Below are 17,365 nucleotides of genomic sequence, written 5' to 3'. Positions count from 1 at the left end.
CTGAATCGCAGATCACGCACTATGCCGTAAGTGTGGGGCGGAAACACCGCTTACGATTAACTCAAGCTGGTTCGCAGACATTTAGAAACGGGATGGACAGTTCCGCCGGTCGCCAGACCGGGCCGCGTCCGATCCGCCCCCACGGGCGGACGCGCTACGCGCTTACCCCCCTCGGACCGGCCGCAGCCCTCTCCTAGCGGCGACCACAAGCCTGACCAAATGCTGTATCCCCGGGGCTCCGCCCGTCGAGACCTCAAAGACTCCCCCGGAGCCTATGTCGCCTCCGGCGAACCGGTTTCGACCCCTCGGATCGGGCGCGACCCTCTCCGCACAGCGGCAACCAATCGCGGTCTGAAACCCGCGCTTATCCGGGACAACCCAACACCCAGCGGCATAGCACCCACGGGCCCCACTCGCCGGAGCCCTAGCCGCCCTTGGCACAGCGGTCTCGACCCCTCCATACTTGCCGCAACGGCTTGACTGCGCCAAGATGGTGGAAAGGGGACAGAGGTCACCATGCCCAAAATCCTACTCCTATTTGTCGCAATCTGCGTCACCGTCGCCGCCGCGCTGTTCCTGAATACGCGCAGCCCGCGGGACCCGTTGCCCGAACTGATCGACGCCTTTCGCACCGCCCACAGCCTGCCCGGCGGGGTGATTGCGTACGGGCCGCGCGGGGGGCAGCCTTCGGTCTATGGCCTCGGCGATGCAGATCCCGAGGCGCGCACGTCAATGGACGCCAACGCGCGCCTGCACATCGCCTCACTGACCAAACCGCTGACCGCTGCCGCGGTTCTGTCTCTGGCAGAGGCGGGCGTGATCGCGCTGGACACATCACTTGCCGCGCAGATGGACCTGCCGCCCCCCTTTGATCCGCGCGCGCTGGACATCACGCCCCGTCATATCCTGTCTCACCGCGCGGGTTTTGATTGGCGCGCGAGCTTTGATCCCGTTTTTGCGCCCGAACGTGTGGGCGGCACGCCGGACATGCCATGCCCCGCGCTTGCGCGGCTCACATGGGCCAGCCGCCCGTTGGACCACGCCCCAAACACGTCTGAGCACTATGCAAACATCGGTTATTGCTTGTTATCTGAACTGCTGGCCGCCAAAGACCATGATCTACACCAGAGCGTGGCTCAGGTCGCTCCGGGGGTGAATTTCGGGGCAATCGCGCAGCCGCATTGGCTGTTTGACGGGGCAAAGCGGTTCCCGCTCGCGGCGACAGACACGCTGCACAGTGACCCCAGCCTGCTTGCCGGTGCAGGGGGCGCAAACAGTACGGCAGCGGCCTATTGGCGGTTCGCGGTGCAATCCCACATGGCGCAAACCAGCGCCGCGCCCGAGGGCGCAGACGGCAGCTATTACGCACTGGGTTGGAGGGTGTGGCCCGGACCTCAGGGGCCGCATCTGACGCACTTTGGCCACTTGCCGGGGATCTTCTCGGCGGTGTTCGTCTTGTCGGACGGATTCACCTTGGTGGCGCTGTTCAATGGCGGCGTGCAGGACGGCGCCCGCGCGTTCTCAGAACTGTTCGACGCGGTCTGCTTTCTGCGCGAACTGACCTGCCGTCCCAGCTGATCCTAGCCTTCGGCTTTTTCTTCCAGCGCGAGCCATTCCTCTTCGCAATCCGCCAACTTCGTGTGGCGCGCCACAAGCGCGTCTGTCGCTTTTTGGAACTTCACCGGTTCGCGGGTGAACAGCTCTGCGTCCGACAGCAGCTCCTCCAGCTTGGCGATTTCGGCGGAGATCCGCTCCATCTCAGCGGGCAACGCATCAAGCCGGTGACGTTCTGTGTAGCTGAGCCCCTGCTTCGGCTCAGCCGCGGCTGGTTTGTCCGCGACCTTGCTGCCCGAAGGTTTCGGCGTGGCGGTCTTGACTTTGGAGGCGGCTTCTGCAGCAATCTTGGCGCGCTGCGCTTGGTAATCCGACCACCCGCCGGCATAGGCTACGGCGCGGCCGTCTCCCTCCATCGCGATCGTGGTCGAGGCGACGCGGTCCAAAAAATCCCGGTCGTGGCTGACCAGCAAAACGGTGCCGTCGTATTCGCCCAAAACGTCTTGGAGCAGGTCCAGTGTTTCTACGTCCAGATCGTTGGTCGGTTCATCCAACACCAGCACGTTGGAGGGTAGGGCCATGATCCGCGCAAGCAAAAGCCGCGCCTTTTCCCCGCCGCTCAGGGACTTGACCGGCGCGCGCAGGCTGCGTTCGTCGAACAAGAAATCCTTGAGGTATCCGGCGACGTGCCGCGCGGTGCCGCGCACCATCACCTGATCTGAATTGCCGCTCACACCCAGCAGCGGGTCGAGCGTGAGGCTGTCCCACAAGGTCGCCTCCGGATCAAGGGCGGCGCGACTTTGGTCGAACACTGCGATTTCTAGGCCGATGCCGTGGGTGACGGTGCCTGCGTCTGGTTCAACTTCACCCAACAACATCTTGAGAACGCTTGTTTTACCAACTCCATTGGGTCCCACAAATGCCACGCGGTCCCCGCGCATGATGCGCAGATCAAAGGGCCGCAGGATCACTTTGTCGCCAAAGCGTTTCTCTAACTCTTTGGCCTCAATCACCCGCTTGCCAGAGGCCTTGCCGCTTTCCAGTTCAAGCGCGGCAGCGCCTTGGCGGCGGATCATGTCAGAGCGTTCTTGGCGCAGATCACCCAAGGCGCGGACCCGGCCCATGTTGCGCTTGCGCCGGGCAGAGATGCCCTCAACGGCCCAGCGGGCTTCGGCCTTGATTTTGCGGTCCAACTTGTGCCGCGCCACGTCCTCTTCTTCCCAAGTTTTGTCACGCCACGCCTCAAAATGGGCAAAGCCCTTTTCTTGGCGGCGGGTTTGGCCACGGTCGACCCAAAGGGTCGCGCGGGTCAGCGCATTCAGGAACGCCCGGTCGTGCGAGATCAGCACGAATGCGGCGCGGGTCTGGCTGAGCTCCGCCTCTAGCCACGCGATGGCCTCGATGTCGAGGTGGTTGGTCGGCTCATCGAGCAGCATCAATTCAGGCGCTTCGGCCAGCAGTTTGACCAGTGCCGCACGGCGCCGCTCCCCGCCAGAGGCGCTTTGGGTGGCCATGTCGGGGTTCATCTTGAGTCCCTCTGCCACCATATCAACGCGGTAAGATTCCGCCGGGTCCAACCCGCTGCGCGCGAAATCGCCCAAGGTTTCAAATCCGCTTAGGTCGGGGTCCTGTTCCATGTAACCGGTTGAGGTGGCAGGGGCCAAAACGCGCGATCCAGTGTCCGGCTCAACCAAGTTGGCCATGACTTTCATCAGGGTCGATTTGCCCGATCCGTTGCGCCCGACTAGCGCCACGCGGTCACCGGGATGCACGACCAGATCGAGGTCTTTGAACAGGGGCGCGCCACCAAAGGTGAGCGAGATATCGGACAATTGAAGAAGGGGGATACGAGCCATGTGCCCGCGCTAAGCGAGGGGGGCAGGCGGGTCAAGCGGTGCGTTGGGTTTTTTGCGCGTTTAACCGCGCGATCAGCCCGCGACAGCCCGCAAAAGGCGTTTGCGCGCAGGCGGTATGGCCGCAATTTCGAGGCCGGTAAACACATGTAGCGTGCCAAGGTCGGCATCGATGACGGCGTGGTCCGACACCCAACCGCCCATCATCAGATATGTCCGCAAGAGCGGGGGCATATTGGCCAAGCCACGCTTGGGGTCCTGCGTGGACGGGCTGTCAGCAAACCGCACAACCGCCGGTGCTTTGATCCGGGGTTGCCACCGGCTGGGCGCAAGGTGGCGCGCGTGCAACAGGGCAAATGTGTCCAGATAGGCCTCGGCCCGCGTGCCCTCAAATGAGGAACAACCGAACAACAGTTTGACCCCGGCCTCATCCACCAGCCGCGTCATCGCCCCCCAGGCGACGCGCAGGATATCGGGGTCTTGGGCGTGGGGTGCGATGCAAAAGCGGCCCATTTCAAACATCGGTCCGTCAAAATGTTCCAGCGCGTCAAGGGCATAGAATTGTGCCGAATAGCTTTGGCCGATCATCGCCCCCGAGGACAGGCGCATTACCCGAAAACAGCACACCAAGCTGTCAATTTGGTAATCGTGCACCATGACATGCAGGCACCGCGCATCAAACGCATCCACATCCGGCGCACCGCCCCGAAACGCGGCACTGCGCAGGGCGTGGCACTGCGCCAGCTCTGCGTCGGTGCGCGCCACCTGCGCGCGGTACCGGCCTTTGTCGAGGAGGAAATCTGTCTGAGCCATTGCCTGTTTCTGTCTTGGTTTCGGGTTCGGGGCCACCCGATTGTGAAGCTCCGTTAAAGGTGCGTGCACGTCAGACCCTTGCGCCCGCCCTAGTGACGCCTATTTCTGCACGCAGGGCTAGATGCAATCTGTATCACAGCCATGACAAATGGGTTTTGAGCACAAGGAACATCCCAAGATGGACAAAATTGTCAAATCTGACGAGGAATGGCGCGCGCAGTTGAGTGCAGAGGCGTTCAAGATCACCCGCAAGCACGGGACCGAGCGGGCGGGTACCCATGATGATTTTCCCAAAGAGCCGGGCACTTTTCGGTGCGTGTGCTGTGACGCGCCGCTGTTCGATCAGGCCCACAAGTTCGAAAGTGGCACGGGCTGGCCGTCGTTCTTTCAACCACTGGACGCTGATCTAGTGGGGGAAAGCGTTGATAACTCATGGTTTATGCGCCGCACAGAGGTGCATTGTAACCGCTGTGATGCGCATCTGGGCCACGTGTTTCCGGATGGGCCCCAACCCACGGGCCTGCGGTATTGCATCAATGGTGTTGCGATGACGTTCGAGGCTGAGGACTAAGCCAAAAGGCGCGCCCTTCGCGGCGCGCCGATGCTGTGGCTATTGCTGGGCCAACTGTTCACCCACATCAATGCGGCCAAAGTTGCGCAAGATGTTCTGGATCAGGCCGAATTCACGGATCGACGTTTCGGTGATGCGGCGCGAAAGGGCGACAACCTGACCGTCCTCTAGGCCGAAGCGTTCGATGTTGGCCACGGTGCCGTCGTCTGCGAAGGAAATCGCGACGATCTCACGCTCGATCGTTTCGGGGGCGGTGAATGCCCATGTGCGCACACGGCTGCCCACGTAATACCACGCTTGGTCTTGCAAAACGCCCGAGGATGTGGGGCGACCGACGGTTTCGGATACGCTGTCGCGCGTGTCGATACCGACCAAAACGGCAGACAGATCATCATCAGACGGGGTGTAGCCGTGGTTTTGGAACTGCGCGGTGCAGGCGGAGATGACCACACACAGACAGGCGACTACTATGGCCCGCGTCATGGCGCCCATGGACGGGGAGGGCAGGTTGGACATGCACGGCCTCTTGTTGCTGCTCTTGCCATATCTGGCGGGTCGTTCTACTCGATTACCTTGTCTGACAGGGCGGCGCAACAGGGGAGCGTCGGGCAATGCCCGCACTCCAAGCCCGTGCCTTGGTTGAAGGAGAGCGCGATGAATGATCTGAACAGTGATGGCGACGTGTCGGCAACGGTGCCACACCCCGTGCGACTGGCCGACTTGGCCCAGCGAAAGACAACGCGCGTGGTGTTGGAGCCGAACGCCGGGCAGTGTGCGGCGATTGCGGACGCGCTGGGGCTGAGCGCGCTGCGCAAACTGCGGTTTGTGGTGGAACTGACACCGCAACGCGGGTCGGATTGGCGGCTGACGGGCAAACTGGGCGCAACGGTCGAGCAACCCTGCCGGGTCAGCTTTGAGCCGGTAATCACGCGGATCGAGGATGAGGTTGCCCGTCACTATGTGTCGAACTGGCAAGACGTCACCGAGGCCGAGGCCGAAATGCCCGATGACGACACGGTTGAGCCGCTGCCTGCCGTCGTGGATGTGGGCGCGGTGATGGAAGAGGCGCTCGCGCTGTTGGTGCCAGCCTATCCGCGCGCGGCTGGGATTGAAGATCTCGACCTTGTCGCGGCCCCCCCCGGTGCGGAGCCGTTGACCGAAGACAAAGTCAAACCCTTTGCGGGTCTTGCAGCCCTTAAGGCGCAGATGGAGCAGGACGGCGCCGCGGATGAGCCCGAGGATAATTAATCCAACGGACGCCTGACGGCGACATCATACCATAAGCCACGCGCCCGTAAGCGCGTGGCCCAAAGCGGCTAGGTAATCTTTGGCTCACCCGCTTGGGTGTGTAGAGCATCCACCTGTTCCGGGGTCAGGCGCAGCGCACCGGCCAGATCGATCAGGTAATTCGCCTCGGCCTGACTATCGAGATCAATGGCGATCAGTGACATCATATAGGCCTGCTGTTCCATCCCTTGGGGCACCTCAGAGGCAAGGCCTTCGATGTCCACGGGGGCTGCCAGTTCGGTGCGGATCAATTCGGCCTCTTCGGGGCTGACGTCACCGACCATTTGGGTGATCTGGGCCTGTTCGGCTTCGTCCAGACGGCCATCACATTTGGCGGCCTGCAACATTGCGCGCAGCATGACGCGGGCGATTTCTTCGTCCGATGGGGCCGGGGGCGTAGGGTCGGCCAAAAGCGCGCCACCAAGCAGGGCGCCCAAACCGCCGGCACCTGCGGTCGCACCGCCTGCACCCAAGACCGCGCCCAGTCCGCCGCCAGTCCCACCGATTTGGCCCAGCAGGTTTTGCAACCCGCCGCCCGGTGCCCCTGCGGCTGCGGTGCCGCCGGCCATCTTGCTCAGCATATCGCCCAAACCGCCCATGGCGCCCATAGCGGATTGCCCCGCCTGCGCGCCCTGAGTTTGCATTTTGCCCATAATATCCTGAAGGCCTTGGGCTGCGCCGCCGCCGCCGCCGCTTTGCATGCTTTGGGTCAGCGACGACATCATGTCACCCAACGCGCCCCCACCGCCGGTGCCGCGCATCATGCCTGCGATCCCGCCCGTGCCGCCGCCCTTTGTTGCCGCGCTCACGCCCTTTGCGATGGCCACGCCGATGGCCACTTTGGCCAGTGTCTTTACCAATGACATATGAATCCCCTCATTTAATACGTCGCAAGCCTAGCAGCACATCGCCATTCCCCCAAGCGTGTTGGGCGCGTTGGCGTGCATCCGGCTTGCCACCGCCGGACCCATGCATTGCCAAGGCGGCGGTGCGGGCGTAGAGCGAGGCATGGAGCAAACCATCCCCCAACCGCAGGCGCACAGCGTCAGTGAGCATGTCCGCCGCACCCTCGTGCTGGGTCTGCCGTTAATCGGCAGCCACCTTGCGCAGACGGCTGTGGGGATTGTCGATACGATCATGCTGGGCTGGTATAGCATTGCCGCCCTTGCGGCCTCGGTGCTGGGCTCGACCCTGTTTTTCACAGTGTTCATCATTGGTTCAGGCTTTTCGGCCGCGGCCTTGCCCAAGGTCGCGGCCGCCCAAGATGACCCGCAGCGCGTGCGCCGGATCACGCGGATGACGCTGTGGCTAGGGCTGGCGTTTGCGCTTTTGACCTATCCGATCTTTTTCTTCGCCGAGCCGCTTTTGCTGATGCTCCGGCAGGACGCAGATGTCGCGGCGGGCGCGCAAGACTATTTACGCATCGCGGGGCTGGGCATGGTGCCTGCGATGATCGTGGCGGGCCTGCGCAGCCACCTTGCGGGGCTAGAGCGGACGGCTGTTGTTTTATGGGCCACGCTTGGGGCCGCGGCGGTGAACGCCTTTCTCAATTGGGTGCTGATTTTCGGCAATCTGGGCGCGCCGGAACTGGGGCTTGTGGGGGCGGCTTATGCGTCGCTCTCGGTGCATGCGGTGATGGCAACCGTGCTGGCGATCTATGCGGTGCGCGGCCCCGCGATGGCGCAGTTTGAGGTGTTTGTGCGGTTTTGGCGGGCCGATTGGCTGGAAGCACGTGAGATCTTTGCGCTTGGCTGGCCGATTTCCCTGACGCTTCTGGCGGAAAGCGGGCTGTTTATGGCGTCTGGCCTGATCATCGGGACATTGGGGGCCGTGCCTTTGGCCGCCCACGGCATCGCGCTTCAGATCACGTCGGCGACGTTTATGGTGCACTTGGGGCTATCGGCCGCCGTGACGGTGCGCGCGGGCACGGCTTATGCGCGCGGAGACGGGGCTGCCCTGCGCAAGGTGGCGCAGGCGGGCCTGATCTTGGCCACGCTTGTGGTGGCCCTCACGGTTGCCGCGTTCTTTGGGGTGCCTGGGGTGATGGTGCGCGGCTTTGTGGATGCCTCCGACCCGGCGTTCCCCGCGATCCTGAGCCTTGGCGTCACTCTTTTGATGGTCGCAGCCCTGTTCCAAGTCGCGGATGCCGCGCAGGTGATGGCACTGGGGCTGTTGCGCGGGGTCCAAGACACCCGCAGACCGATGGTTTTTGCGGTGATCGGGTACTGGGGCGTCGGGGTGCCGTGCAGCTATGTGCTGGGCCTGCCGCTGGGGCTTGGTCCTGCGGGCGTCTGGCTGGGGCTTGCCATTGGGCTAAGCGTGGCGGGCGCACTCATGACCCGCCGCTTCCTGCGCCATCCGTTGATGCAGGGCGCCTAGCTTAGGCTCGCACAGAACGTCTGAATTCTCGTGCACGCCTCGCGCAGGGTGTCGTCTGCGGTGGCATAGCTGACCCGAAAGTTCGGAGAGACCCCGAACGCAGCACCGAACACTACCGCCACGCCGGTTTCCTCCAACAAGGCCGTTGCGAAGGTCTCATCAGTGTCTATGAGCGTGCCCTTGGGCGTGGTTTTGCCGATGCAGCCGGCAATAGATGGGTACACATAGAACGCGCCGTCCGGCACGGGGCAGGTCAGCCCCTCGGCCTTGTTGAGCATCTCAACCACCAGATCGCGGCGGCGCACGAAGGCTGCGTTGTTCTCTGCGATAAAGTCATGCGGGCCATTCAACGCTTCAACGGCGGCCCATTGGCTGATCGAGCAGGGGTTGGAGGTGCTTTGCGACTGCACCTTGCGCATGGCCGCGATCAACTCAACCGGGCCAGCTGCATAGCCGATGCGCCAGCCGGTCATGCAATAGGCCTTGGACACACCGTTGGTTGTCAGGGTGCGCGGATAGAGGCCGGGCTCGACCTCTGCCGGGGTGCAAAAGGTGAAATCGTCATAGACGAGATGCTCATACATATCGTCGGTCATCACCCAGACATGGGGGTGGCGCATCAGGACATCCGTCAGGCCCTTTAGCTCGGACCGGGTGTAGCCCGCGCCCGTAGGGTTGGAGGGGGAGTTAAAGATCAGCCACTTGGTTTTGGGCGTGATCGCGGCCTCTAGCGCCTCAGGCGTAAGCTTAAAGCCCACGTCGATGCCACATTCCACGGCCACCGGCGTGCCACCGGCCAAAAGAACCATATCAGGGTAGCTGACCCAATAGGGGGCAGGGATCACGACCTCATCCCCGGGGTTCAGCGTGGCCATCAGCGCATTGTACAAAACCTGCTTGCCGCCCGAAGACACGGTGACTTGGGCGGGCGTGTAATCCAGCCCATTGTCGCGTTTGAACTTGGCGCAGATGGCGGATTTCAGCTCCGCGATGCCGTCTACGGCGGTGTAGCGGGTTTTGCCCGTCTCAATCGCGTTAATCCCAGCCGCGCGGATGTGGGCGGGGGTGTCGAAATCCGGCTCGCCCGCGCCAAGGCCGATCACATCAGCACCCGCGGCCCGCATCTCGGCGGCTTTGTTGCTGACGGCGATGGTGGGCGAAGGTTTTACGCGGGATAGTGTCGCAGAGAGAAAGGACATGGTCGCCTCGAAGTGTACGATAGGGTTAAGACTGTCCTACATTAGGGCCGAGCAGGGTCAAGACCGGGATCAAGGAGACGCCCATGGAAGATGGAGCAGAAACGAACTGGTATTCAGAGGCCAACGCGACCTTTGGCGATCGGCTCGCCGCCGCGCGCGATGCCGCTGGCATGAACCAAGCCGAATTGGCCAAGCGTTTGGGGGTCAAGGTCAAGACCCTCCGCGGTTGGGAAAATGACCTTGCGGAGCCGCGCGCAAACCGCCTGCAAATGCTTGCGGGGCTGTTGAACGTATCGATCGTGTGGTTGCTGACCGGCGAAGGTGACGGGGTCGATGCCCCGGTGGAAGCTGCGGACCCTAATTCCGACAGCCGCAATTTGCTGTTGGAAATCCGCCAACTACGCACAGAGGCCTCCAGTTTGGCGGATCGTTTGGGCCATGTTGAAAAACGTCTGCGGGTCCTTTTGACGACCCCAAAGGTCGACCAATGAGCGCGCCGTTGACAGAGCCGAACGCCGGCCCCGAAAGCCGCGAAGTCCGCTTGAAACGCATGCGTATCCGGGCCTGGCGGCGCGGCATCAAAGAGATGGATTTGGTGCTGGGCGGCTACGCAAATGACGAACTTGCGGGCATGAGTGACGCAGAATTGGACCTGTTTGAGGCCGTCATGGGCGAGAATGACCACGACATCCTGCAATGGGTGACCCGGCAGGTTGAACCACCCGCGCGCTACGCAGATTTAATCGCAGATCTGGGCCGCAGAGCTGCACAGGCCCAATAAATCAACGGATTATGACTGGTTTCTATCGGCGCGTTTTGCGTGCCGATAGGATGCGTGCTAGGCGAATGTGCGCAAGTTTCAAGCAACTAGAGATGTATTCTCGACGATTTCTTATCGCCTTTAACCGAATGTTGAGAAATCCGCACGTATGTTGGGCCAAAGCAGATGTGCGGAGCCTTATTATGAGTAAACTTGAAGCCTTTACCGGTGTTCCTTCCTTTCAAAAGGATGCCGACGACGCCCCCGGTGCCATTTGGACGGGGTATCTAGAATCCCTCGCCCTGGTCGAACGCCTTCATCGCCTTCTTTTGGATGTGATCAAGGATGAGTTTGAGCGCCTCGGCATTCTAGAGATCAACGCGGTCCAAGGGCTTCTGTTGTTCAACATCGGCGATAATGAAGTCACCGCAGGTGAACTGAAATCGCGGGGCTATTACCAAGGCTCGAATGTCTCCTATAACCTCAAGAAGCTGGTCGAGTATGACTTCATGCACCACCAACGGTGTGAAATTGATCGCCGCTCGGTTCGGGTCCGCTTGACGGACAAGGGGCGCAAGGTGCGCGATGTCGTCCAAGACCTGTTTCTGCGCCATGCCATCGGGGTGGAAGAGGCCACAGGCATCAACGCCGACAAGGTTTTCGACATCAATATGACGCTCAAACGGATTGAACGGTATTGGTCAGACCAAATTCGCTACATCTATTAAGGCGACCATTCGGTTCCCTCAGATCGAAATGGCTGGACATGCGGGTGCGCTGTCCGGCCTTTTTTCATAGATATGCCAATGCTTGAGCCCTCCGCAGGGGGACAAGTGGCGAATCCCCTTGCACCCCGGACGCACCCTTCCTAGAAAGCGCTGGATTTACACCCGCCGCCGCCGCGGGCCTTTTGGCTATGGCATCGGCGCAGACTTACACGCATCAAGACGTTCAATGGGACGTTCAGCTCAAGGGGAACCCCACATGCAGGTCACCGAAACCCTCAACGAAGGCCTCAAGCGCGCCTATTCCATCACCGTGCCGGCTGCCGATCTCGACACCAAGGTGAACGAAAAGCTCGTTGAAGCTCAGCCTGAAATCGAGATGAAGGGCTTCCGCAAGGGCAAAGTCCCGATGGCGCTTTTGAAAAAGCAGTTTGGCCAGCGTCTCCTGGGCGAAGCCATGCAAGAAACCATCGATGGCGCGATGTCTAAGCACTTCGAAGAGTCCGGCGACCGCCCTGCGATGCAGCCCGAAGTCAAAATGACCAACGAAGACTGGAAAGAAGGCGACGACGTTGAAGTCTCGCTTTCCTATGAAGCTCTGCCCACGATCCCCGAGGTCGACTTCTCACCCGTTTCGATCGAGAAACTGGTCGTGAAGCCTGCGGATGCTGACATCCAAGACGCGCTCGACAACCTTGCGAAGTCCGCACAGAACTTTGACGCCAAAGACGGTAAATCCGAAGATGGCGATCAGGTTGTGATCGATTTCCTTGGCAAAGTTGACGGCGAAGCGTTCGAAGGCGGTGCCGCCGAGGATTACCCCCTCGTGCTCGGCTCCAACTCCTTCATCCCCGGCTTCGAAGAGCAGCTGGTCGGTGCCGCAGCCGGTGACGCTGTTGAAGTGAACGTCAAGTTCCCCGATGAGTACGGCGCAGAGCATCTCGCTGGCAAAGACGCCGTGTTTGAGTGCACCGTCAAAGAAGTCAAAGCACCCGCAACCGCTGAGCTGAACGATGAGCTGGCACAGCAATTCGGTGCCGAAAGCCTCGATGCGCTCAAAGAGCAAATCGTGGACCGTCTCGGCCAAGAATACGCTGGCGCCGCACGTGCGGTTCTCAAGCGTGGCCTGCTGGATCAACTTGACGATCTCGTCAGCTTCGAACTGCCCCCCATGTTGGTCAGCGCCGAAGCCGGTCAGATCGCACACCAGTTGTGGCACGAGGAAAACCCTGAGGTTCAAGGCCACGATCACCCCGAGATCGAGCCAACCGAAGAGCACACCAAACTCGCTGAGCGCCGCGTTCGTCTGGGCCTCCTGCTCGCTGAACTGGGTCAAAAGAACGAAATCGAAGTCTCCGACTCCGAGATGACCCAAGCGATCATGAACCAAGCACGCCAGTACCCCGGTCAAGAGCGTGAATTCTTTGAGTTCATTCAGAAAAATGCTCAAGCTCAGCAACAGCTGCGTGCGCCATTGTTCGAAGATAAAGTCGTCGACTACATCCTTGAGTTGGCCACGGTGACTGAAAAAGAAGTCACAAAAGATGAGCTGCAAGCAGCGGTTGAAGCTCTCGAAGACGAGTAAGCTTACAATCAAAGTATCGTGTGAAAGCCGTCCCTTGGGGCGGCTTTTTCATTTGGATCAACCCGCCGAGCCAAGCCATAGCTGATAGAGCAGTCCGCTTGCCAACGATCCGGACAAGGCCAAAGCGATATACAGGGCAAACACCCGTGGCCGCACCAATGCGTAGACCGCGATCGCCGCGGGCAGGGAGGTCACGCCGCCTGCCACCAAAAACGTTAATCCCGCGCCCGGCACCATGCCTTGCTCCATCAACCCTGACACCAGCGGTAATGCGGCGTAGCCGTTTAGGTACGCGGGCACGCCCACGAACGTTGCGGTCACAATCGGCGCCAAGCCCGATCCGCCCAACGCGCCCGATATCCATGCCGCTGGAACATAGGCAAGCATCAGGCTTTCCAACAAGAACGCTAAGGCCAGCCATTTGACCAAAAAGACCGTGGTCCCCCAAGCCTCTCGCGCAAAGGTGCTGCGTCTGGCTGGATCTGTCCAAAATCTCCACGCGACAGGCTTTGGCGCGGTGAGGGACGCTGCACCACAGCAGCCTCCGCGCGCCTGCGGTTTCAAAACGTCCCGAAAGTGGCCCGAGGCCGTTAATGCATGGGTCACCACGCCGCCAAACAGCCCAAGCCCCACAGCTGTCAACGTCTTCGCCACCGCGAACTCAAATCCCAACAGTCCCGTCGTCAAGATAAACATCGACGGGTCGATCACAGGGGACGCCAACCAAAACGCCATCACCGGGGCCAGCGGAACGCCCATCGCCAGTAGTGCGGCGATCAAGGGAATGACACCGCAGGAGCAAAATGGCGAAAGCCCGCCCAAGGCCGCTGCAGCAACGATCATCACAACCGGCGCCCCGGTGAACGCCTTGGCGATCAGGCCATCGGCGCCCGTCGCGGATGCGTAGGCTGCCATTAGGATGGACAGCACCAGAAACGGCGCCGTTGAAAGAAGAGCGTCGATTGTAAACCAAGTGCTTTCAACGGCTTGGGGTGGTTCCACTGCAAAGATGAGGCCCAGGATGCCCACGATCGCCAGTCCAACGCGATGCTCTGACCAGATATGTGAGGCGAACCCTAGAGGTCCTTTGGCAGTAAACGTATTTGGCTGAAACATCACAATATATCCAGTTTTATAGTTATTTAAGGCGCAAAAAATTATCCTGTGGTCACTGCCGCAGGCAGTCCGCGACAGCATTCAGAGGTAAGAAACGCCAGCGTTGCATCCATTTTCGCAAAATCTGGGCGGCTCAAAATCTCCCGGCCGCGGCGTTCCTGTATCACCAGCCCGGCGTGAACCAGCGTGCGCAAGTGATGCGCGAGGGTAGAGGGCGGCAGATCAACAAAAGCCGCGATGTCGCCCACGGTGAGCCCATCATGGCCCGCCTGCACCAGCAGCCGAAACACGCTCAGGCGTGCGGTGTGGCCAAGGGCGGCGAGGGCGCTGGCAGTCGTGTCGAGTGTATCAGACATAAGGCCATCATAACTACAAAACTAGTTATGTAAACCGCTCGCTCCAATCATCATTAATCCCAAACGAAAAAGAGCCGCTCGGTGAGGAGCGGCCCTTTGAGAGCGTAAGCTTTAGGCGGTTAAGATGCCTTATGCCTCGTCGCTTGCGTCCGACTCGGGCGTGGTGACAATGTTGTCAGCCATATCGTCGTCGTCTGCGGCGGCGGAACCCAGATCGTCAAACAGCTCAGCGATTTCGAACTCTGCTGCAGCTTCTTCTTCTGCGGCCAGTTCTTGGATCGATTTGCCCGACGCTTGCAGTTCAGCTTCTTCGGTGCTGCGTGCAACGTTCATGACGATTTCGCACGACACTTCGGGGTGCAGAACCACTGTCATTGGGTGCAGGCCGAGGTCTTTGACCGGGCGTTGCAGAACAACTTGGTTACGACCAACGGTGAAGCCAGCTTCAGTCGCGGCCTCTGCTGCGTCACGTGTGGTGACCGAACCGTACAAAGCACCGGAGTCAGATGCGGAGCGAATCACGATGAACTGCTGTCCACCCAGACGCTCAGCCATAGCTGCGGCTTCTTTTTTGGTTTCGAGGTTCTGCGCTTCGAGCTGGGCTTTGCGCGCCTCAAAGCCAGCGATGTTGGCTTCGGTTGCGTTTTGCGCCTTGCCCTGGGGCAGAAGGTAGTTGCGGGCGTAGCCGGGTTTGACGTCAACAACGTCGCCCATTTGACCGAGCTTGGCCACGCGTTCCAGAAGGATCACTTGCATGTCTGTCTCCTTACTTCACAGCGTAGGGCAGCAGCGCGAGGAAGCGAGCGCGTTTGATGGCACGGGCCAGCTCACGTTGCTTCTTGGCGGAGACTGCGGTGATGCGAGCCGGTACGATTTTGCCACGCTCAGAGATGTAGCGTTGCAGAAGGCGGGTGTCTTTGTAGTCAATCGCGGGCGCGTTGTCGCCGGAAAACGGGCAGACCTTGCGACGGCGGAAAAATGGTTTTGCAGCCATGGTTTAGGTCTCCTTAGTTGCGGCGTTCACGGCGTTCGCCGCGGTCGCGTTCGTCACGTTTTTGCATCTGCACGGAAGGAAGCTCTTTGTGCTCATCCACTTTGATGGTGAGAACGCGCATCACGTCGTCGTGCAGGCGCATCAGGCGTTCCATCTCCTGCACGGCGGGAGCCGGTGCATCGGAGCGCAGGAAGGCATAGTGACCCTTGCGGTTTTTGTTGATCTTGTAGGCCATCGTTTTGACGCCCCAGTACTCGAAGTCGACGAGTGCGCCGCCGTTATCAGCCAGTACTGTTCCGAAGTGTTCAATCAGCCCTTCGGCTTGCGCGTTGGACAGGTCCTGCCGCGCGATCATCACGTGCTCGTAGAGCGCCATGGTGTCTCCAGTCATGTTACGCGTGTTTCAAAGACCGAACATTATCCCGCCGCTCGGTCACGAGAGGCCACGCAGGTCAATATGGTGGCGGGATGGGGCCGTATAGGATGCGAGGACCTGCAAGGCAAGGGCGCAATTGTGCGTGGCACATGTGCTTGATCACGACAATTTGCACAATCGCACAGGGTCTGTGGGGTTAAGGTAAATTGCTAATTGGTCGAGAAAGCCGATGTTAGGGTTAATGAACGACCACACATCCAGAGCAAGGACCTGACATGAAACGTACGCTTTTGACCACCGCCGCCCTGATTGCTTTCGCAGCCCCCACCTTTGCCGCTGAAACCTACACATTGGACAGCTCGCACAGCCAGATCATCTTTAGCTACGATCACTTGGGCTTTTCCACGACCTACGGCATGTTCTCCGGCTTTGCGGGCGAAATCCAGTTTGATGCCGAAAACCCCGCCGCATCCTCGGTGTCCGTGTCGATGCCCGTGATGTCGATGTTCACCGGTTGGGAACAGCGCGATGCACACTTCATGTCGGCTGATTTCTTTGAGGCCTCTGCCGACGAAATGGTGTCCTTTACCTCGACAGGGATCGAAGTCACCGGCGACAACACCGCCCTGATCACGGGTGATCTGACGCTGAACGGTGTGACGCAATCCGTCGTGCTGGACGCCAAGATGAACAAAGCCGACATGCACCCAATGGCGCAAAAGCCTTGGTTGGGTTTTGACGCGACGACGACCCTGATCCGCTCCGACTACGGCGTGGGCAACTTTGCGCCGTTTGTGGGTGATGAGGTGAATGTTATCATTTCGATCGAGGCTCAAGCCGAGGGCTAAGCCCCGTGGGCCAGATGGCTCTAGGTTGAAACGAAAAATGGCGGGTCCCGTGCGTGGGGCCCGCCATTTTTGTGTGTATATAGTAGTGGTGATCAGTCGGCGTTGGTCCGACGGCGCGCAGCCCCCAACAGGCCCAGACCGGACAGCAGCAGCAACGCGCTGGCGGGCAGGGGCACAACTGCGGTTTGCCCCGACACAAGGTCTTGCGAAGTTGTTGACGCAAAGAAGCTGAGCGAGGCTGTGCCCGCGTCCGTGCCGAGGTTGTCGAGCAACCCTTGCGCCGCCGTCACAACAGTCGCGTTGTCAGAGGCCATGAAGTTCCCCGAATTAAGCGCGTAAACCGTGTCGGTTTCATAGACGATTTCCCAGATCGCGACCTGAAACGCGGCGGCGGTGATTGCGTCCGTTTGCGCGGTGTCGCGCCCAAGGGTGAACAGCCGGTTCAGGTCGGCTTCTTCGGCGTCGCTGACTTGTGTGGGGCGACCCGGCGTGTAGGCGGCCGTTTTGATCGTATCGAAGAGGTCAATGCACCACGCGATAAAGCTGTTGGTGCCGTCGGACATGTTGAACCCGCCAGCGGACAGGTTGTTGAACGACTGGCCCTCGGCGCTGGCGACGACGTCGACCTTTTGGGCCGGTGAAATGTTGAGGCCATTGTACGTGAGGGTCGAGGCGGATGCGCCCGAACCTAGCGCGCCCAACATGACGGCGGATGCAATAAGGCCGCCCTTAAGTGTTGATTTTGTGCTCATGATTTTAGTCCTAATAAATGGTGCCTGACGGCGTCGCTCGGTAAAGGAATGACTGGTTAACGAAATGCATTTTGAGGCTAGCAGCAAAAGGTTAACGCGAGCGAGGAAAAAATGGCGGCTTTGGGGCAATTCCGCGGCGGGTGAGGGTGCGAAGTTTCCTAAGTATCTGATTATAAGCTAGATAATTGTGAAAATCC

20 protein-coding genes are annotated in these 17,365 nt (G+C 60.4%); 9 read left to right on the top strand and 11 right to left on the bottom strand.

Annotated features, from left to right (window positions below):
- Positions 1–516 precede the first annotated feature (516 nt).
- On the top strand, positions 517–1,578 hold the full coding sequence (locus tag THS5294_RS04495; RefSeq protein WP_058122774.1) for a serine hydrolase domain-containing protein: 1,062 nt from the start codon (positions 517–519) through the stop codon (positions 1,576–1,578).
- A 2-nt stretch (positions 1,579–1,580) separates the two neighbouring features.
- On the opposite strand, the gene THS5294_RS04490 is transcribed toward THS5294_RS04495, so the two are convergent.
- A complete protein-coding gene (locus THS5294_RS04490) occupies positions 1,581–3,410 on the bottom strand; it encodes an ABC-F family ATP-binding cassette domain-containing protein (protein ID WP_058122773.1) in 1,830 nt (609 codons plus the stop codon).
- 72 nt (positions 3,411–3,482) lie between these two features.
- Positions 3,483–4,220: a GNAT family N-acetyltransferase gene (locus THS5294_RS04485; protein WP_058122772.1), complete on the bottom strand. Its 738-nt coding sequence runs from the start codon at positions 4,218–4,220 to the stop codon at positions 3,483–3,485.
- 178 nt (positions 4,221–4,398) lie between these two features.
- On the opposite strand from THS5294_RS04485, the gene msrB reads away from it, so the two are divergent.
- Positions 4,399–4,791 carry a peptide-methionine (R)-S-oxide reductase MsrB gene (msrB, locus tag THS5294_RS04480; protein WP_038002548.1) on the top strand — a complete coding sequence of 131 codons (393 nt, stop codon included), beginning with the start codon at positions 4,399–4,401 and terminating at the stop codon, positions 4,789–4,791.
- A 39-nt stretch (positions 4,792–4,830) separates the two neighbouring features.
- Here msrB and THS5294_RS04475 read toward each other — a convergent pair whose 3' ends face one another.
- Positions 4,831–5,307, bottom strand: a complete 477-nt coding sequence (locus tag THS5294_RS04475; RefSeq protein WP_072936675.1) for an outer membrane protein assembly factor BamE — start codon at positions 5,305–5,307, stop codon at positions 4,831–4,833.
- 138 nt (positions 5,308–5,445) lie between these two features.
- Between THS5294_RS04475 and THS5294_RS04470 the strand changes: the two genes are divergently transcribed.
- On the top strand, positions 5,446–6,039 hold the full coding sequence (locus tag THS5294_RS04470; RefSeq protein WP_052068276.1) for a YceD family protein: 594 nt from the start codon (positions 5,446–5,448) through the stop codon (positions 6,037–6,039).
- 68 nt (positions 6,040–6,107) lie between these two features.
- Here THS5294_RS04470 and THS5294_RS04465 read toward each other — a convergent pair whose 3' ends face one another.
- A complete protein-coding gene (locus tag THS5294_RS04465; protein ID WP_058122771.1) occupies positions 6,108–6,944 on the bottom strand; it encodes a DUF533 domain-containing protein in 837 nt (278 codons plus the stop codon).
- Positions 6,945–7,086: 142 nt separating this feature from the next.
- Here THS5294_RS04465 and THS5294_RS04460 point away from each other — a divergent pair, with 142 nt between their 5' ends.
- Positions 7,087–8,457 (top strand): MATE family efflux transporter, encoded by a 1,371-nt coding sequence (locus THS5294_RS04460; RefSeq protein WP_058122770.1) that lies wholly within the window; start codon positions 7,087–7,089, stop codon positions 8,455–8,457.
- On the opposite strand, the gene THS5294_RS04455 is transcribed toward THS5294_RS04460, so the two are convergent.
- Positions 8,454–9,656, bottom strand: a complete 1,203-nt coding sequence (locus THS5294_RS04455) for a pyridoxal phosphate-dependent aminotransferase (protein WP_058122769.1) — start codon at positions 9,654–9,656, stop codon at positions 8,454–8,456. The genes THS5294_RS04460 and THS5294_RS04455 overlap by 4 nt on opposite strands.
- An 83-nt stretch (positions 9,657–9,739) precedes the next feature.
- On the opposite strand from THS5294_RS04455, the gene THS5294_RS04450 reads away from it, so the two are divergent.
- From THS5294_RS04450 to tig, 4 genes are all read left to right on the top strand, one after another.
- The gene (locus THS5294_RS04450) at positions 9,740–10,147 is read left to right on the top strand and encodes a helix-turn-helix domain-containing protein (RefSeq protein ID WP_038002557.1); all 408 of its coding nucleotides are present in this window, start codon (positions 9,740–9,742) and stop codon (positions 10,145–10,147) included.
- Positions 10,144–10,437 (top strand): succinate dehydrogenase assembly factor 2, encoded by a 294-nt coding sequence (locus THS5294_RS04445; RefSeq protein ID WP_052068275.1) that lies wholly within the window; start codon positions 10,144–10,146, stop codon positions 10,435–10,437. Before THS5294_RS04450 ends, THS5294_RS04445 begins: the two co-directional genes overlap by 4 nt.
- Positions 10,438–10,619: 182 nt before the next feature.
- Positions 10,620–11,144: a MarR family winged helix-turn-helix transcriptional regulator gene (locus THS5294_RS04440; protein ID WP_081945958.1), complete on the top strand. Its 525-nt coding sequence runs from the start codon at positions 10,620–10,622 to the stop codon at positions 11,142–11,144.
- Between the two features lie 256 nt (positions 11,145–11,400).
- Positions 11,401–12,726 carry a trigger factor gene (gene tig / locus THS5294_RS04435; protein WP_038002558.1) on the top strand — a complete coding sequence of 442 codons (1,326 nt, stop codon included), beginning with the start codon at positions 11,401–11,403 and terminating at the stop codon, positions 12,724–12,726.
- A gap of 57 nt (positions 12,727–12,783) precedes the next feature.
- Here the strand turns inward: tig and THS5294_RS04430 are convergent, their stop codons facing one another.
- From THS5294_RS04430 to rpsF, 5 genes are all read right to left on the bottom strand, one after another.
- Positions 12,784–13,842: a permease gene (locus tag THS5294_RS04430; RefSeq protein ID WP_058122768.1), complete on the bottom strand. Its 1,059-nt coding sequence runs from the start codon at positions 13,840–13,842 to the stop codon at positions 12,784–12,786.
- A 41-nt stretch (positions 13,843–13,883) separates the two neighbouring features.
- Positions 13,884–14,198, bottom strand: a complete 315-nt coding sequence (locus tag THS5294_RS04425; RefSeq protein ID WP_058122767.1) for an ArsR/SmtB family transcription factor — start codon at positions 14,196–14,198, stop codon at positions 13,884–13,886.
- Between the two features lie 129 nt (positions 14,199–14,327).
- Positions 14,328–14,954 carry a 50S ribosomal protein L9 gene (gene rplI, locus THS5294_RS04420; RefSeq protein ID WP_058122766.1) on the bottom strand — a complete coding sequence of 209 codons (627 nt, stop codon included), beginning with the start codon at positions 14,952–14,954 and terminating at the stop codon, positions 14,328–14,330.
- A 10-nt stretch (positions 14,955–14,964) separates the two neighbouring features.
- Positions 14,965–15,192 (bottom strand): 30S ribosomal protein S18, encoded by a 228-nt coding sequence (gene rpsR, locus THS5294_RS04415; protein WP_038002566.1) that lies wholly within the window; start codon positions 15,190–15,192, stop codon positions 14,965–14,967.
- A gap of 13 nt (positions 15,193–15,205) precedes the next feature.
- Entirely contained in the window at positions 15,206–15,568 is a 363-nt protein-coding gene (gene rpsF, locus THS5294_RS04410) for a 30S ribosomal protein S6 (RefSeq protein WP_038002567.1), read from the bottom strand.
- Between the two features lie 275 nt (positions 15,569–15,843).
- Between rpsF and THS5294_RS04405 the strand changes: the two genes are divergently transcribed.
- Positions 15,844–16,416 carry a YceI family protein gene (locus THS5294_RS04405; RefSeq protein WP_058122765.1) on the top strand — a complete coding sequence of 191 codons (573 nt, stop codon included), beginning with the start codon at positions 15,844–15,846 and terminating at the stop codon, positions 16,414–16,416.
- A gap of 92 nt (positions 16,417–16,508) precedes the next feature.
- Here the strand turns inward: THS5294_RS04405 and THS5294_RS04400 are convergent, their stop codons facing one another.
- On the bottom strand, positions 16,509–17,168 hold the full coding sequence (locus tag THS5294_RS04400; RefSeq protein ID WP_058122764.1) for a VPLPA-CTERM sorting domain-containing protein: 660 nt from the start codon (positions 17,166–17,168) through the stop codon (positions 16,509–16,511).
- Positions 17,169–17,365: the final 197 nt, after the last annotated feature.

The organism is Thalassobacter stenotrophicus (assembly GCF_001458315.1).
Lineage (GTDB): Bacteria > Pseudomonadota > Alphaproteobacteria > Rhodobacterales > Rhodobacteraceae > Thalassobacter > Thalassobacter stenotrophicus.
Note: the sequence above shows the minus strand (reverse complement) of the source record. Positions and strands in the feature narration are given on the sequence as shown.